This is a genomic window from Micromonospora avicenniae (genome assembly GCF_900156065.1).
Classification (GTDB): Bacteria; Actinomycetota; Actinomycetes; order Mycobacteriales; family Micromonosporaceae; genus Micromonospora; species Micromonospora avicenniae.
Genome location: NZ_FTNF01000006.1, coordinates 62,592 through 76,580, shown reverse-complemented (window position 1 = coordinate 76,580; position 13,989 = coordinate 62,592). Strand labels below are relative to the sequence as shown.

At 71.8% G+C, this 13,989-nt stretch carries 10 protein-coding genes; 8 read left to right on the top strand and 2 right to left on the bottom strand.

Annotated features, from left to right (window positions below; all coding sequences use genetic code 11):
• The first annotated feature begins 17 nt into the window (after positions 1-17).
• From BXA10_RS11795 to BXA10_RS11780, 4 genes are read left to right on the top strand one after another with little or no spacing between them, the layout of a single operon-like run.
• Positions 18-989 (top strand): glycosyltransferase, encoded by a 972-nt coding sequence (locus BXA10_RS11795; protein ID WP_076470364.1) that lies wholly within the window; start codon positions 18-20, stop codon positions 987-989.
• Positions 989-2,053, top strand: coding sequence for a glycosyltransferase family 4 protein (locus BXA10_RS11790; RefSeq protein ID WP_076470363.1), 1,065 nt, complete (start codon positions 989-991; stop codon positions 2,051-2,053). Before BXA10_RS11795 ends, BXA10_RS11790 begins: the two co-directional genes overlap by 1 nt.
• Entirely contained in the window at positions 2,050-3,426 is a 1,377-nt protein-coding gene (locus BXA10_RS11785) for a lipopolysaccharide biosynthesis protein (RefSeq protein ID WP_076470362.1), read from the top strand. Before BXA10_RS11790 ends, BXA10_RS11785 begins: the two co-directional genes overlap by 4 nt.
• 1 nt (position 3,427) lies before the next feature.
• Positions 3,428-4,735, top strand: coding sequence for an O-antigen ligase family protein (locus BXA10_RS11780; RefSeq protein ID WP_076470361.1), 1,308 nt, complete (start codon positions 3,428-3,430; stop codon positions 4,733-4,735).
• A 41-nt stretch (positions 4,736-4,776) separates the two neighbouring features.
• Here the strand turns inward: BXA10_RS11780 and BXA10_RS11775 are convergent, their stop codons facing one another.
• Complete coding sequence (locus BXA10_RS11775) at positions 4,777-6,750, bottom strand: sialate O-acetylesterase (RefSeq protein ID WP_084752632.1); 1,974 nt, start codon at positions 6,748-6,750, stop codon at positions 4,777-4,779.
• A gap of 400 nt (positions 6,751-7,150) precedes the next feature.
• Between BXA10_RS11775 and BXA10_RS11770 the strand changes: the two genes are divergently transcribed.
• Positions 7,151-8,131 carry an acyltransferase family protein gene (locus BXA10_RS11770; RefSeq protein WP_175649176.1) on the top strand — a complete coding sequence of 327 codons (981 nt, stop codon included), beginning with the start codon at positions 7,151-7,153 and terminating at the stop codon, positions 8,129-8,131.
• A 59-nt stretch (positions 8,132-8,190) separates the two neighbouring features.
• Here BXA10_RS11770 and BXA10_RS11765 read toward each other — a convergent pair whose 3' ends face one another.
• Positions 8,191-10,029 (bottom strand): trypsin-like peptidase domain-containing protein, encoded by a 1,839-nt coding sequence (locus BXA10_RS11765; protein WP_076470358.1) that lies wholly within the window; start codon positions 10,027-10,029, stop codon positions 8,191-8,193.
• Positions 10,030-10,209: 180 nt separating this feature from the next.
• Between BXA10_RS11765 and BXA10_RS11760 the strand changes: the two genes are divergently transcribed.
• Genes BXA10_RS11760 through BXA10_RS11750 form a run of 3 tightly spaced genes read left to right on the top strand, consistent with a single transcriptional unit; the run spans position 10,210 to position 13,923 of the window.
• Positions 10,210-11,061, top strand: coding sequence for a MurR/RpiR family transcriptional regulator (locus BXA10_RS11760; RefSeq protein WP_076470357.1), 852 nt, complete (start codon positions 10,210-10,212; stop codon positions 11,059-11,061).
• A gap of 13 nt (positions 11,062-11,074) precedes the next feature.
• A complete protein-coding gene (gene hutU, locus BXA10_RS11755) occupies positions 11,075-12,730 on the top strand; it encodes a urocanate hydratase (RefSeq protein WP_076470356.1) in 1,656 nt (551 codons plus the stop codon).
• Positions 12,727-13,923, top strand: a complete 1,197-nt coding sequence (locus tag BXA10_RS11750) for an allantoate amidohydrolase (protein ID WP_076470355.1) — start codon at positions 12,727-12,729, stop codon at positions 13,921-13,923. Before hutU ends, BXA10_RS11750 begins: the two co-directional genes overlap by 4 nt.
• The last annotated feature ends 66 nt before the right edge of the window (positions 13,924-13,989 follow it).

Here is a 13,989-nt window from a genome sequence, read left to right as displayed (position 1 = left end):
CGTGGCCCCTGAACTGCATGGAGATTGAGATGCCGGATGTTTCGGTCGTCATTCCGACGACCGGCCGAAGCAGCCTCGCGGAAGCTGTCATGTCCGCCCGCGCCCAGGAAGGCGTGTCCGTACACATCGTGGTCGTGTGCGACCTCGCCGACGTGCCGCCGTCCGTGGCGGAACTCCGGGGGCAGATCGACGAGATCGTCTGCACCGGTGGCGGTCGCCGGGGCTCGTTCGCACGGAACCTGGGGGTCGCCCATGCGGCGCCGGGCAGCCACGTGGCGTTCCTCGACGACGACGACGCCTGGTTGCCCACGAAGCTGAAGGTTCAGGTGCCCGCGCTGGAGCGGCTGGCCGCAGCGGGCCGGCTCCCGGTCGTCTCCTCTCGCGTCCTGCAACGCAAGGACGGAGCGGCTCCGCTGCCGACCGCCACGCCCGTCGCTCTCATCTCCGAGGGCGCCTACCCGGAGGACTACCTGTTCCGCCGGCGACGCCTCGGGGTGGGTCGGCAGTCCCTGCCGACGTCGACGCTGCTCACGACGCACGAACTCGCCACCCGCTGCCCATGGGACGAGACTCTGCCCCGCCATCAGGACTGGGACTGGCTGGTCCGGGCCGCGCGCATCCCGTCGGTGAGGATCGTCCAGGTGGAGGAGGCTACCGCGATCTACACCGTGGGCAGTCCCGGCTCCATCTCGGCAAGCGCGGACTGGCGGACGTCGTGGCACTGGGCGCAGCGGTGGGAGGGAGTCTGGTCCCCGGAGACCTTCTCCGACTTCATCGCCGCCCAGACACTGCGTTACGCCCTCCAAGCCCGCGACAGGGCGGGGATTCGGGAGATGGTGCGTGCCATCCGGCGGAACACTCCCCCGTCCGCCCGCAACGCGGTGCTGGCCGCGCTCGGGCTGGTACCCCGAGCCACCCTGGAGCGCATCGCCATGCGAAAGTCGCGTGTCACCTCCGATGCTGCCCCTCTCCTGGACTCGGCCCCCTGATGCGTCTGCACTTCGTACTGCCCCAGCTCGAACCGTTCTACGGAATGGAGCGCGCCGCAGCGCTCCTCATGCGGGGCCTCCGGGCACGTGGTGTGGAGGTCTCGGCGACAGTCCTGTCGCGGGAGGTTCCGGCCGGACTCGACGACCTGGCGATCGACTCGCTGGGGCTCGGGTCCCGGATCACCCGGCTGATGGAGGCGGTCCCGCCGCTGCGACGGCGGTTGCAGGCCCTTCCCTCGGACAGCACGATCGTCGCCAGCGGGCTGTGGGGAAGCGTTCCGGTCGGCGCCGCGTTGACCGGGTCCGGCCGGAGCTTCGTGGCCTGGGAGCATTCGTTGCTGCCGGAGCGGTTGCGCATCGACCGACGGGTACGCACGCTCGCCCGCATCACCCGGCTGCAGCCGCTACGGCCACGACTCGTCGTAGCGGTGTCGGACGGCGTGGCGCAGACCGTCCGGGCTCTCGTGCCGGGGCAGCCGGTCGTGACCATCACGAATCCGATGCCGCCCAGCTCGTTCGTCGCGCCGCGCGACGTCTTCGACCCCGAGCGGATCCAGCTGCTCACCACCGCCGCGTTCCGCCCGTACAAGAACCACGCCTGCGCGCTGTCCGCGCTCGCGTTGCTGCCGCCGCGCTACCACCTGACCTTGGCTGGCGACGGCCAGGAACGGCAGATGCTGGAGGGGATGGCGCGTGACCTGGGCCTGACCGGGCGTACGACCTTCCTCGGCCGGGTCCCCGGGGTCGGCGACCTGCTGGCCGGATCGGACCTGCTCGTGCACCCGTCCCGCGCGGAGACGTTCGGGTTCAGCCTCGTGGAGGCGGCGGAGGCCGGGCTACCCGTCGCGGCCCTGCCCGTACCCGCGCTGGACGAGCTGATCCCCACGCACGTGCCCGGGACCCTGGCCGCGGACACCACGCCCGCCGCCCTGGCTGACGCGGTGCTGCGGATGACAGGCCCGGAACGGCCTACCCGGTGCGACTTCGAGAAGGCATGGCAGGCGCGCAGCGAATTGCTGGATCCGGCCGAGGTGAGCCGCCGGTGGGTGGAGGCGCTGACATGACCCTCGCTTCCGACACCGGCGGCACGGCATCCGGCCCGATCGCGGACGACAACGGCAGGCCCCGGCTCCTGCGCCGGTTGCTCTCCGGCGGGCACGACGGTTTCCTGCGGAAGTCGGGGAAGTTCTTCAGCGGAACCCTGCTCCGCACCGCCGCTCAGGGGGTTCTCTTCGTCCTCCTGGCCCGCGAGATGTCGATCGACACCTACGGGCTGTTCGTCGGCGTGACCGCCCTGGTCGCGGTGGTGTCACCGTTCGCGTCGGCGGGCGCGCCGAGCCTGATCTTTCAGAACCACGCCGACGCGCCGGGTGAGTGGGCCCGACATCTCGCGCGCGGCCTGCTCCTGTCGCTGATCTTCGGCACCGCGGCGACGGCGCTGGTCGGGGTGGCGGCAGTCGTGATCTGGGGCGCCGAGGTGAGCCTCCTGGACGTGTTCGGCCTCGCCGTCGCGGACCTGGTGGCCTGGCGCCTCATCGAGGCGGTGGCGGCGTCGGTACAGGCTCGGGGCCGGATCTTCCTCGCGTCGGTCGTGCCCGCGCTGCTGCACCTCGGCCGGCTGGCCGGCGCCGTGGCACTCGCGCTCGCACCCGAGCCGATCACCATCCGTGAGTGGGCGGTGACGTCCACCGTGGCCTCCGCGATCATCTGTCTGCTCCTGGTCTGGTACGGCCTGCGCGGCGCGGGCCGGATCCCGCTGGACCTCCGGGGCTCGCTCGCGCAATCACGGTCCGGGATGCTCTTCGCCGTCGGCCTGTCGGCACAGACCGTGTACAACGACATCGACAAGGTGATGTTGTCGCGCCTCAGTACCACGGAGAACGCGGCCATCTACGCGGCCGCCTACCGGGTCATCGACTTCGCCTACACGCCGGTCCGCTCCATGGCCGCTGTCGCGTACCCGCGGTTCTTCGAGACGGGACGGGACGGCCCCAGGGCCGCGCTCCGATACGCCCGCACGCTGATGCCGCGGTACCTGCTGATCAGCGTTCCGACCGCCGTCCTGCTCGTCGCCTTCGCGTGGGCCATGCCCCTGGTCTTCGGGCCCGAGTACGACGCTGCCACCCCTGCCCTCCAGGGCCTGAGCGCGCTCGTCGTGCTGAAAACGATCCACTATCTCGCCGCGGACACCCTCTCCGGCAGCCGGCTACAGGCCCGCCGGACGGTCTGCCAGATCATCGTCGGCGTCGTCAACGCGGCCCTCAACGTCTGGCTCATCCCACGCTACGGCTGGCAGGGGGCGATCGTGTCCAGCCTGGTCTGCGACGCGCTCCTCGCGGTGCTGCTGTGGGGCTGCGTCATCGCCGCGCTGCGCCGCGACCCGCAGACCGAGGCCGTCACGTCGCCGCAACCGACGCTGCAAAAAGAAAGGGCATGAGGTGCGCATCCTCTTCAGCTTCCTGCTCACCGCGAGCGGTATCGCGGTGGCCGCCTGGTTGGCGGTCACCAGACGGCGGGTCGCCGCGGCGTTCGGCGGTAGCGGGACCGCGGTCGCGCTGGTTGCGTTCGCGGTGCTCACCAATGCCGCCCCGGTGCTCGCCGGAGACCGCAGCTCGGCGCTCATCGGCGTACTGGTGCTCTGCCTGCTCGGCTGGCTGGTCCTGACCGGCCGCCGTAGCGTTCGCGGACCCGCCGACCTCTGGCGCCGGATGTCGCTGATCGCCGCGGGCGCACTGCTCGCCTGGTGCTTCGCCGTGGACGTCCTCACCGGCACCGGGCTCTACGGTTCGAGGCTGGTGGCGTACGCGGCGTCCGGGCTGTTGCTGCTCGCCGTGCTGTTGATGTCGCGGGACATCGCACTGGACGTGCGGGCGATGACCTGGACCGGGCTGGCCGTCCTCGCGGTCATGACGATCCCCGCCCTGTTCTCCGGTGACGCGGCGTGGCGGGCATGCACCGCCGGCAAGCTGGAGAAATGTTCCCTGGCGGGTGGCCTCTTCAAGAGCTTCTACGACTCCGAGAACTACATCGCGCTGCTCGCGTCGTTCACGCTGGTCGCCAGCCTCTGCGTGCTGCGGCGGGCGGAGCTGGTGGCGGCCGCCGCGTTCTGCCTCCTGATCGTCGTCGCTACCGGCTCCCGGACCAGCTATCTGGCCATCGCGGCGGTGGGCGCCTGGGTGCTCGGCAGTTTCCTGCTCGAACGGTGGCGGCGGTTCGTCCGGATCCACCTCGCGTTCTGCGCCGCCATGGCGATCGCCGCGGCCGGTTTCGCGAGCTACCTGATGTGGAGCGCATCCAAGACGACCCTCAGCAACAGGGGCAACATCTGGATCGCCGCCCGCGAGTACATCGAGGGACGTACGGCCGCCGGCGTCGGCGTCTCCAAGTGGTACCACCTGCGGGACATCGGCGAAGCCCCGACCCACTTCTTCCACTCGGGCTACGTGCTGGCCATCTTCTCGGGCGGTCTGGTGGCGCTCGTGATCTGGTGTCTCTGGGCGACCGCCCTGCTGCACGGCAAGGTTCTCGACGGTCGTGCCTTCACCGCCAAGGCACCCCTCGTGCTGCTCATCGTCTACTCGTTCACGGAGGTCGTGTGGAACCCGCTCTCCGTCGACGGGCTGTCGTGGATCCTCGTCGTACTGATGCTGACCGTCACGTCGTCGTCGGCGTCCGCGGTTGAGCCGGCGGCGGGAGCCCCGGCGGCCGACCGGCCGAGCGGACTGTGGGCCACGCTGCGACGCTGACGGGATCGGGCGCCGCCAGTCGGACCGGCGGCGCCCGCGCGCTACCTCGAAGCGCCACCGATCGGCAGGCGGTCGAAGGCCAGCAGGCCGGCGCCGGTCGCGTTGGCGATCCACGGCCCGGCGCCGGAGTGGCCCCGGTAACTGACCCCGGTCGCCCCGTCGGCCGAGCCGGACAGGCGCAGCACCAACTGCCCGCCGTCGCGGTACTGCACGTCGGTGACGGTGACGGTGGAGCCGTCGATCCGGAAGTCGGCGCCGACACCCGGATCGACCGTCAGCACATCGTCGGCGCGCAGCCGGATGACCAGCTCCGTACGCGCCGCGTCGGCGAATGCCGCCGACTGCGGGTTCGGGGGAAGCACGCCGTCGCTCGGGCCTGCGTACAGATCGCGCGCCACGACCGCGAAGGTGTGGTCGCCCAGCTCCCGATAGCCCTGCTCCCAGGCGAAATGGCAGCCCTGGTGGCCGGAGAGCCCGGTGGTCGACAGCACCGTCACGCCCGAGGTGTCGCCGAGGCGGCGCTGGGCCTCCCGCAGTTGGGTCTTGCTGCTGTCACCGCACGGCGAAGTGCGCACCTGGAAGACGTAGTAGCGACTGCCACCCGCGACCTCCCGCCCGATCTCGCGGCGCCAGTCGGCGAGCAGCGCGCTGAATCCGGTCAGGTGCGCGGAGACGTTGTTGTCATCCGACTCACCCTGGTACCAGAACACCCCCCGCACCTGTCCGATGACATCGGCGCCGATCAGCCGTTGCCGTAGCCGGCCGTAGTTGGTCTCGAGGTCGCCGGGATCCGCGTCGTTGCGCTGGAAGAACCAGATCGACCTGCCGTTGTCGGCGCCGTTGAAGATGGCCACCGGTACGCGGTAGGTGTCGACGATCTGGTGGGCCATCCGTATCCCCCACTGACCGACCGACCCCGGCTGCCTGATCGCCTCGCTGACCCCGTAGTGCCAACTCCGATCCGCGGCGGAGATGCCCGGATCCGGGGTGCTGGAACCGTAGCTGCGGATGAACGGTGACTCCTCGCCTGCCGAGGAGCCCTGGTGGGGCGCCGATACCGCGTTGGACTGGCCCTGGATGATGTAGACGTCCCCCGCGACGACGCCTTCCCACAGGCCGACCCGGCGATCCAGGCCCTCGCCGACGGCGCGCAGCTCGAACCGGTAGTCCCGGAGAGCGGCCGTGATCCGGCGTTCGAACGAGAACTCACCCCCGGTCGTCACCTGGGCCCGGTCCTCCCAGCGGTCCTGATCGCTGGTCACCTGAAGACGAATCTCCTTGACCCGGGAGTCACGCACCTTGCCGGCAACGGTGACCGTGGCTCCGTTCGCCGCGTCCCTCGGGTACAACTGCCGGTCCTCCGGGTGCCGGTCGACGTCGAGCAGGGCGGACCGGGCGTAGACCGTCAGCCGGCGCTCGGTCCAGGAGCCGGCGTTGCCGGCGAACGTCCAGTCGCTGTTGCCGCGCGGCGCCGAGCCGATGCCGACCGAGAGCGGGCCGCCGGTGGAGGTGTACCCGTTGATGGCGAAGACGGTCTGTGGGGCGGACGTCGACGGGCGGTCGGAGCCGACCAGATGCACTTGGAACGACCCGTAGCGCAGGGCTGGCAGGACGTCGTCGTCGGCGTCGAAGGTGCCGGCGGAGGCCCCGGCGATCTGGCCGGAGCTGTCGGGGCCGTACGAGTTGGGCCACATCTCCAGGTACCCGGACAGCCCGGTACCGGTCTGCAGGCCGGCGACGTTGGACGCCACTTCCAGATCATCGACGCGTTGCCGGACGATCTGCCCCTCGCGGGTCGGCAGACCGAGCTGGCCCGCGTCCCTGGTGAAGGGCTCCATGGCCGACCAGACCCACTGCACACCGCCGGGCCCCCGGAGTTCGAGGCAGTACCCGACCCGGTCGAACGCTCCGGCCGCCGCGATACGGCTCCGGTCGAATGTGTAGGGCGGTGTCCGGCCGAGCCAGTTGGCGCGTTCGGGCAGGTTCAGTTCGGCCAACGGAGTGAACTCGCTCATCGAACCGACGTTCGCCGCGCAGGACGTGCCGTCCACTGGGATCGGCCGTTGCGTCGGAGCGGTCGCCGTCGCCCGCGGCGACGCCGCATCCCCGGCAGCCCACGCGGCTGCGGCGATGCAGGCCACGAGCACGCCGAGAGCGCCAAGCGCAACCCAGACCAACCGCGCGGTGCGCCGACGGCGCATCACGGTCGAGAACGGATCGGACACCCTTGGACCTCCGCGGCCGGCGCTTTCGTCGCCGCAAGGTTATGCGATCGCCCGTTCCCGCGGTCGCCGACCAGCGCGTCAAGGGTTCTCGGGCGGCGACCGAGCAACTCGTCGGGTGGCTCACCGAGCGGCGCGAGGTGGACCGGGGCAGGGCCGGACGAGGAACACCCCGTCTGCGATGATGCGCGCCATGGCCGCTACGAGCACCACGGCACCGGTCGCCACCCGGTCCGCCGGCATCGATCTGCTGCGTGTCGCCGGTATCACCGCTGTGGTGATCGGCCATGTCCGGAGCGACGACGTCACCCGGGCGGCCGTCTACACCTGGCACGTGCCGGTCTTCTTCCTCCTCACGGGCTATCTGTGGAAGCCCGGGCGTCCACTGCGTGTGGAGTGGCAGCGGCGGTGGCCGACTCTCGGTGTGCCGTACCTGACCTGGCTCCTGCTGCTGATCGCGATGCTGCTCGCCGCCGACGCGGTGACCGGGCGGGTGGCATCGGGCACCTTCGCCGACGCGATCTACGGCGGCAGCGCCGCCATGCGTCCGTTCTCCGCCTTCTGGTTCGTCTCGGTCCTCTTCCTGCTCGCGGTCGCGTACCGGTTGCTGGAGCGGCTGCCGGTCGCGGTCGCGTGGGGGATTGCGCTGGTCGGGCTCGTGGTCGCCTACGTGTCGCCGGAGGCGGTGACGGCGGGGCCCCTCGGGGTGTTCCTCGTACCCGCGTGTCTGGTGTTCGTACTGGCCGGGCGGCTGCTCCGCCAGGTGCGGCCACGGTTGTCAGCCGGGTCCGGCGTCCTGCTGCTCGTGCTCGGCGCCGCCCTGGTCGTTTCCGGTCTGAGCACGCCGCTCGACATGAAGGCCGGCGATTTCGGGCGTCCCGGGCTCGGCGTGCTGACCGCCGTCCTGATCAGCGCCGGCCTCATCCTGCTGGCCGAGGCGCTCGACGGTCGTCTCCGGCAACGAGCGTCCGCCGTGATCGGCGCGCTGTCCGCGTGCGGCATCGCCGTGGTGCTCAGTCACGCCGCCGTCCTGTGGGTCCTGGGCACGCCGGCCCAGGGTGGCCTCTTCGACTTCGCAGCCGCTCTGCTGCTGCCGTGGGGGTTCGCGCTGCTGGCTCTGCGCACGCCCTTCGCGCCGTACCTCGCCGGGGCGCCGCGGATGCGCCGCCGGTAGATTCCGCCGAGACCTCGGCACCCGCCCGCGCGGGCGGGTGCCGGGGCGGACCGGAACGGTCAGCCCCAGGAGCCTCGGCGACGGCGGACGATGAGCACCACCAGGACGGCGAGGCCGACCACTGCGATCGCGCCGGAGGCGGCGAGCAGCGGCACCGCCCACGCGGGACGCTCCGACGTGCCGGCCTTCGAACCGCCGCTGTCGACGGCGGCCTGCCGGTACGCCTGCGCCAGGGCGTTGGCAGGCGAGGTGGCGTTGCTCTGGTCGAAGCGGTCGATGGCGGTGCCGAGATCGCCCTTGAAGTAGGCCTCGAGCCCGCTGCGGTAGAGACGGTCGGCCTCTCCCAGGCTGTTGTTGACCCCGGCCGCGCTCAGCAGTCCCACCATGGTGGACACCGGCACCACGACCCGGTTGGCACGGTCGGGTCGCAGGATGTCGTTGTCGAGCATGCCGATGACCCGGCCCTCGGCGTCCATGGCGATGCCGCCGCGCGAGTAGATGCCGATGTCCTCGTTGATCCGGTAGATGGGGCCGGTCGGCTGGTTGCCCACCGAGGTGACCGTGACCGGCTTGGAGACCACGGTGTAGGTGGCGTCCCGGAAGTTGGTGTCGCTGGTGTTGTAGCCCATGACGACGAACGGGCTGCCCTCGGCGATCGTCGCCCCGGTGTTCACCTCGGCCACGGGGAGGTTCTCCTGGGCCAGCTTCACCACGGCGAGGTTGCCCTCCTCCAGGGGGAGCGCCTTGACCACCGTGGCGCCGATCGCCGGGGCGGCCGTCGCGCTGCCCTTGGCCACGTTGAGCTGGCCGTACACCTTGACCTCGGGTGGCGACGACGGGGACTCGCCGGTGAAGGCCGTCGTCTTCATCCGGGAGCGGGTGAAGGAGTTGACGTCAGCGGGCTTGAGCGTGCCCTCGCTGACGAGAGCGTTCGCGAGGGCGGAGAGCGCACCGGAGAGCATGATGTCGGGCGTCGGCTGTACGCACTGGCCGTTGGTCAGCACGTGCCCGTCGTGGTTGACCACGAAGCCTGTGCATCGACGGTTGAACGTGACCGGCTGCTGCCGCAGCAGGGTGTTGCCCTGCTTGTTGCGAACGTAGCCGGTCAGGATGACCTCCACGAAGACCATCGAGGGTGCGGCCGTCGCGAGAGCCCGCTCCTCCGGGCTGTGCAGCATCGCCTCGGCCCACGGCTTCAGACCGGGTGCCGCCGGGCTGGCGGTCGGCTCAGGCCGCGCACCGGTCGACCCGCTGGGGCTGCCGGTCGAGACCGCCCAGACTCCGACGCCGCTACCGATGACCGCCACCAGGATCAGCGCGATGACGGCCACGAGGGGACCGATCCGCTGCTTGGGCCCCTCCGAGGGCTGGATCCGCCGTCCGGGTGCGCCGAACGGGTCCTGTGGTGGCACGCTGCCGGCCACCGGCGCGGGCGACTGGGCCTCGAAGGCGGGCTGCGTGGCCGCCGGCTGCCCGGAGACCGGTGCCGAATGCGCCGCCCAGGCGACCTGTGACATGTGCGCCGCCGGCTCGGGTGCACCGGAGACCGGTATCGGCGGGCCGCTGACCTGCTGCGGTATGCCGGAGACCGGCGGCGCCGAGGTGGGCGCGGCGGAGACCGACGGTGGGGCGGACGTGGGAACGGGCGTGTAGTCCACACCGAGGGCCCGAAACAGCATCTCCGCGCTGGAGCCGGCGGCGGCCGGGTAGGCCACCCAGGGCGCGGCGGCCGAGAAGTCGGCGTAGGTGTAGGTGAAATCCTCGGAAATCTCGCCGAGCGACTCAGCGGCCGCCGCGAACGCCTCGCGCCACCCGGGCGTCTCGGCGACTGCGGCGTCGAGCACCGCTACGGTGACGAGCCGGCCGTGCTCATCGGTCGCGGCCCATGCCTTTCCCACCGGAGACCCGCCGAGCGCGTGAGTGAACCTGTATAGGCCTTCCGGCTGCATGCGTACTCCTCCGTTGTACCGCCGTGCGGATAATACCGATCGCCGCTCAGCGCGACCTGGCCCGATCGGCCGACCGTGACGAGCTGCCGAGGCTTGCTTCGTGAAAGTTTTCATGCATAGAGTCACGGCGTGAATGAGGGAGCTGTCGCCGTACCCACTGAGCGGGTGCTCGACCTGTTCCACGGGGTCCGGCTCACCCCCACCCAACGCCGGATCGCGCACTGCCTGGTGCAGCACGCCCCGGCCGTGGCGTATCTCTCCGCCGCCGAGGTGGCCGAGCTGGCCGGGGTCAGCCAGCCCTCGGTCACCCGGTTCGCCGTCGCGCTCGGGCACGACGGCTACCCCGCGCTGCGCCGCCGGCTGCGCGAGCTGACCGCCGGTGCGCCGGACGGCCGCGCCGACGCCGGCAACGAGCTCCAGCAGGCCGTACGCGCCGAGATCGGCAACCTGGACCGGCTCGCCGGGGAACTCGCCGACCGGGACCGGATCGCCGGCACCGGGCAACTGCTCGCCGCCAGCCGGCCGCTCCCGGTCCTGGGCCTGCGCGCCGCCGCGCCGCTGGCCGCGTACTTCGCCTACTTCGCCGCGAAGGTGCACCCGGACGTACGGGTGCTCGACGACGGCGGCAGCCTGCTCACCGACCGCCTGGAGCAGGCCGCAGCGGCGGGGGCGAGCGCCCTGCTCGCCTTCGTGTTGCCCCGCTATCCCCGCGAGACCCTGGACGCGCTGCGCGAGGCCCGCGACGCCGGGCTCACCGTCGTGGCCATCACCGACTCACCGGTCAGCCCGGCCGCCGACCACGCCGACGTGCTGCTGCCCGCCGCCGTCGGCGCCGACCTCGTCTTCGACCTGCACACCGCTCCGATGGCCCTGGCCATGGTGCTGCTCCAGGCAATCTGCGACGCCATGCCGGCCGACACCCAGCGTCGACTGGAGGCGTTCGAGGCGTCCGCCGCCCGCCGACAGTTGTTCCTCGACTGAGAGAGGACCAGAGATGTCCCACCCCGTCCGCGCCGCCCGTGGCGCTGAACTCACCGCCCGTGGCTGGCCGCAGGAGGCCGCGCTGCGGATGCTCATGAACAACCTCGACCCGGAGGTCGCCGAGCGCCCCGAGGACCTGGTGGTCTACGGCGGCACCGGCAAGGCCGCCCGGGACTGGCCGTCGTACCACGCGTTGGTGCGTACGCTCACCGACCTGCGCGACGACGAGACGATGCTGGTGCAGTCCGGACGCCCGGTGGGCGTGCTGCGTACGCACGAATGGGCACCGCGGGTACTGCTCGCCAACTCGAACCTCGTCGGTGACTGGGCGAACTGGCCGGAGTTCCGCCGGCTGGAGCAGCTCGGCCTCACCATGTACGGGCAGATGACGGCCGGCTCGTGGATCTACATCGGCACGCAGGGCATCCTGCAGGGCACGTACGAGACGTTCGCGGCGGTCGCGGCCAAGCGGTTCGGCGGCTCGCTCGCGGGCACGTTGACGCTCACCGCCGGCTGCGGCGGGATGGGTGGGGCGCAGCCGCTCGCGGTGACCATGAACGGCGGCGTCTGCCTGATCGTGGACGTGGACCGGTCCCGCCTGGAGCGGCGGGCGCACGACCGCTACCTGGACGAGATCGCCGACTCGCTGGACGACGCGGTGGAGCGGGCGCTCGCCGCGAAGCGTGAGCGCCGGGCCCTCTCGATCGGCGTGGTGGGCAACGCCGCAGTCGTCTTCCCCGAGCTGCTGGTCAAGGGCGTCGAGATCGACATCGTCACCGACCAGACCAGCGCGCACGACCCGCTGTCGTACCTGCCGGTGGGAGTGGAACTGGCCGACGCCCGGGACTACGCGGCGGCGAAGCCGGCCGAGTTCACCGACCGGGCGCGTTCGTCGATGGCCCGGCACGTGGCGGCGATGGTCGGTTTCCTCGACGCCGGAGCGGAGGTCTTCGACTACGGCAACTCGATCCGGGGCGAGGCGAAGCTCGCCGGCTACGAGCGGGCGTTCGACTTCCCCGGCTTCGTACCGGCGTACATCCGGCCGCTGTTCTGCGAGGGCAAGGGCCCCTTCCGCTGGGCGGCCCTCTCCGGTGACCCGGCCGACATCGCCGCCACCGACCGGGCCATCCTCGAGCTGTTCCCGGAGAACGAGTCCCTCGCCCGGTGGATCCGGATGGCCGGTGAGCGGGTCGCTTTCCAGGGCCTGCCGGCGCGCATCTGCTGGCTCGGCTACGGCGAGCGGGACAAGGCGGGTGTGCGGTTCAACGAGATGGTGGCCTCGGGGGAGCTCTCCGCCCCGGTGGTGATCGGCCGCGACCATCTGGACGCCGGCAGCGTGGCCAGCCCCTACCGGGAGACGGAGGCGATGGCCGACGGCTCTGACGCGATCGCCGACTGGCCGCTGCTGAACGCCCTGGTCAACACGGCGAGCGGGGCGTCCTGGGTGTCCATCCACCACGGCGGCGGCGTGGGCATGGGCCGCTCGATCCACGCCGGCCAGGTGTGTGTGGCCGACGGCAGCGCGCTGGCGGGTCAGAAGATCGAGCGGGTGCTCACCAACGACCCCGCGATGGGTGTGATCCGGCACGTGGACGCCGGCTACGACAACGCCCGCGAGGTGGCCGAGCGCACCGGTGTCCGGGTCCCCATGGCGGAGGGCGCCGAGTGAGCGACCTCACCGCGCGGTTCCGGAAGCTCTGGGACGAGATCGCGCCGATCGGCCGGGACGCCGGCAGTGGCGGCTACCTCCGGTACGCGCTGACCGAACCGGAACTGCTGCTGCGCGGCTGGTTCCGGGACCAGGCCGAGCAGCGTGGCATGCCGATCATCGAGGACGGCAACGGCAACCTCTTCGCCTGGTGGGGTGACCCGGACGCGGGCGACGCCGTGCTGACCGGCAGCCACTTCGACTCGGTGCCGCACGGCGGGGCGTACGACGGCCCGCTCGGCATCGTGAGTGCGTTCCTCGCCGTCGACGAGCTGCGGGAGTCGGGGGTCACCCCGGCCCGGCCGCTGGCGGTCGGCGCGTTCGTGGAGGAGGAGGGGGCGCGGTTCGGCGTACCGTGCCTGGGTTCGCGGTTGCTCACCGGGGCGTTGCCGGCGGAGCGCGCGGCGGTGCTGCGGGACGCCGACGGGGTGAGCTTCGCCGAGGCGCTGGGCCATGCGCCGGCGGGTGCCCGCCCGGAGCTGTGGGGGCGGTTCCGGTCCTTCGTGGAGCTGCACGTCGAGCAGGGCCGCGCACTGGCCGACACCGTCGCGCCGGTGGCGGTGGCCAGCGCGATCTGGCCGCACGGCCGCTGGCGTTTCGACTTCCGGGGCGAGGGCAACCACGCCGGCACCACCCGGATGGCCGACCGCCGCGATCCGATGCTGACGTACGCCTTCACGGTGCTCGCCGCCAACAAGGAGGCCCGGCTGCGTGGCGCGTACGCCACCGTCGGCCGGGTGTCGGTGGAACCGAACGCCACCAACGCGATCCCGTCCCGGGTGACCGGCTGGCTGGACGCTCGGGCGGCGGAGCCGGAGATCCTGACCGGCCTGGTGGAGGCCGTGCACGACAAGGCGGTGGAGCGGGCCCGCCGCGACGGCACCGCTGTCACGCTGACCGAGGAGTCGGCCACCCCGCTGGTCGCCTTCGACGGCGGGCTGGCCGACCGGTTGGCCGCCCTGCTGGACGCCCCGGTGCTGCCGACCGGGGCCGGCCACGACGCCGGTGTGCTCGCCGGGCATCTGCCGACCGCCATGCTCTTCGTCCGCAACCCCACCGGGGTGTCGCACTCCCCCGCCGAGTCCGCCACCGACGCCGACTGCGCCGCGGGCGTGGCCGCGCTGGCCCGGGTGCTGGCGGAGCTGACGTGCTGACCAGCACGCCGGGCCGGGCAGCGGACGCCGCCCGGGTCGTCCCGCGTTGCGCGAGGCGGGAGGCGG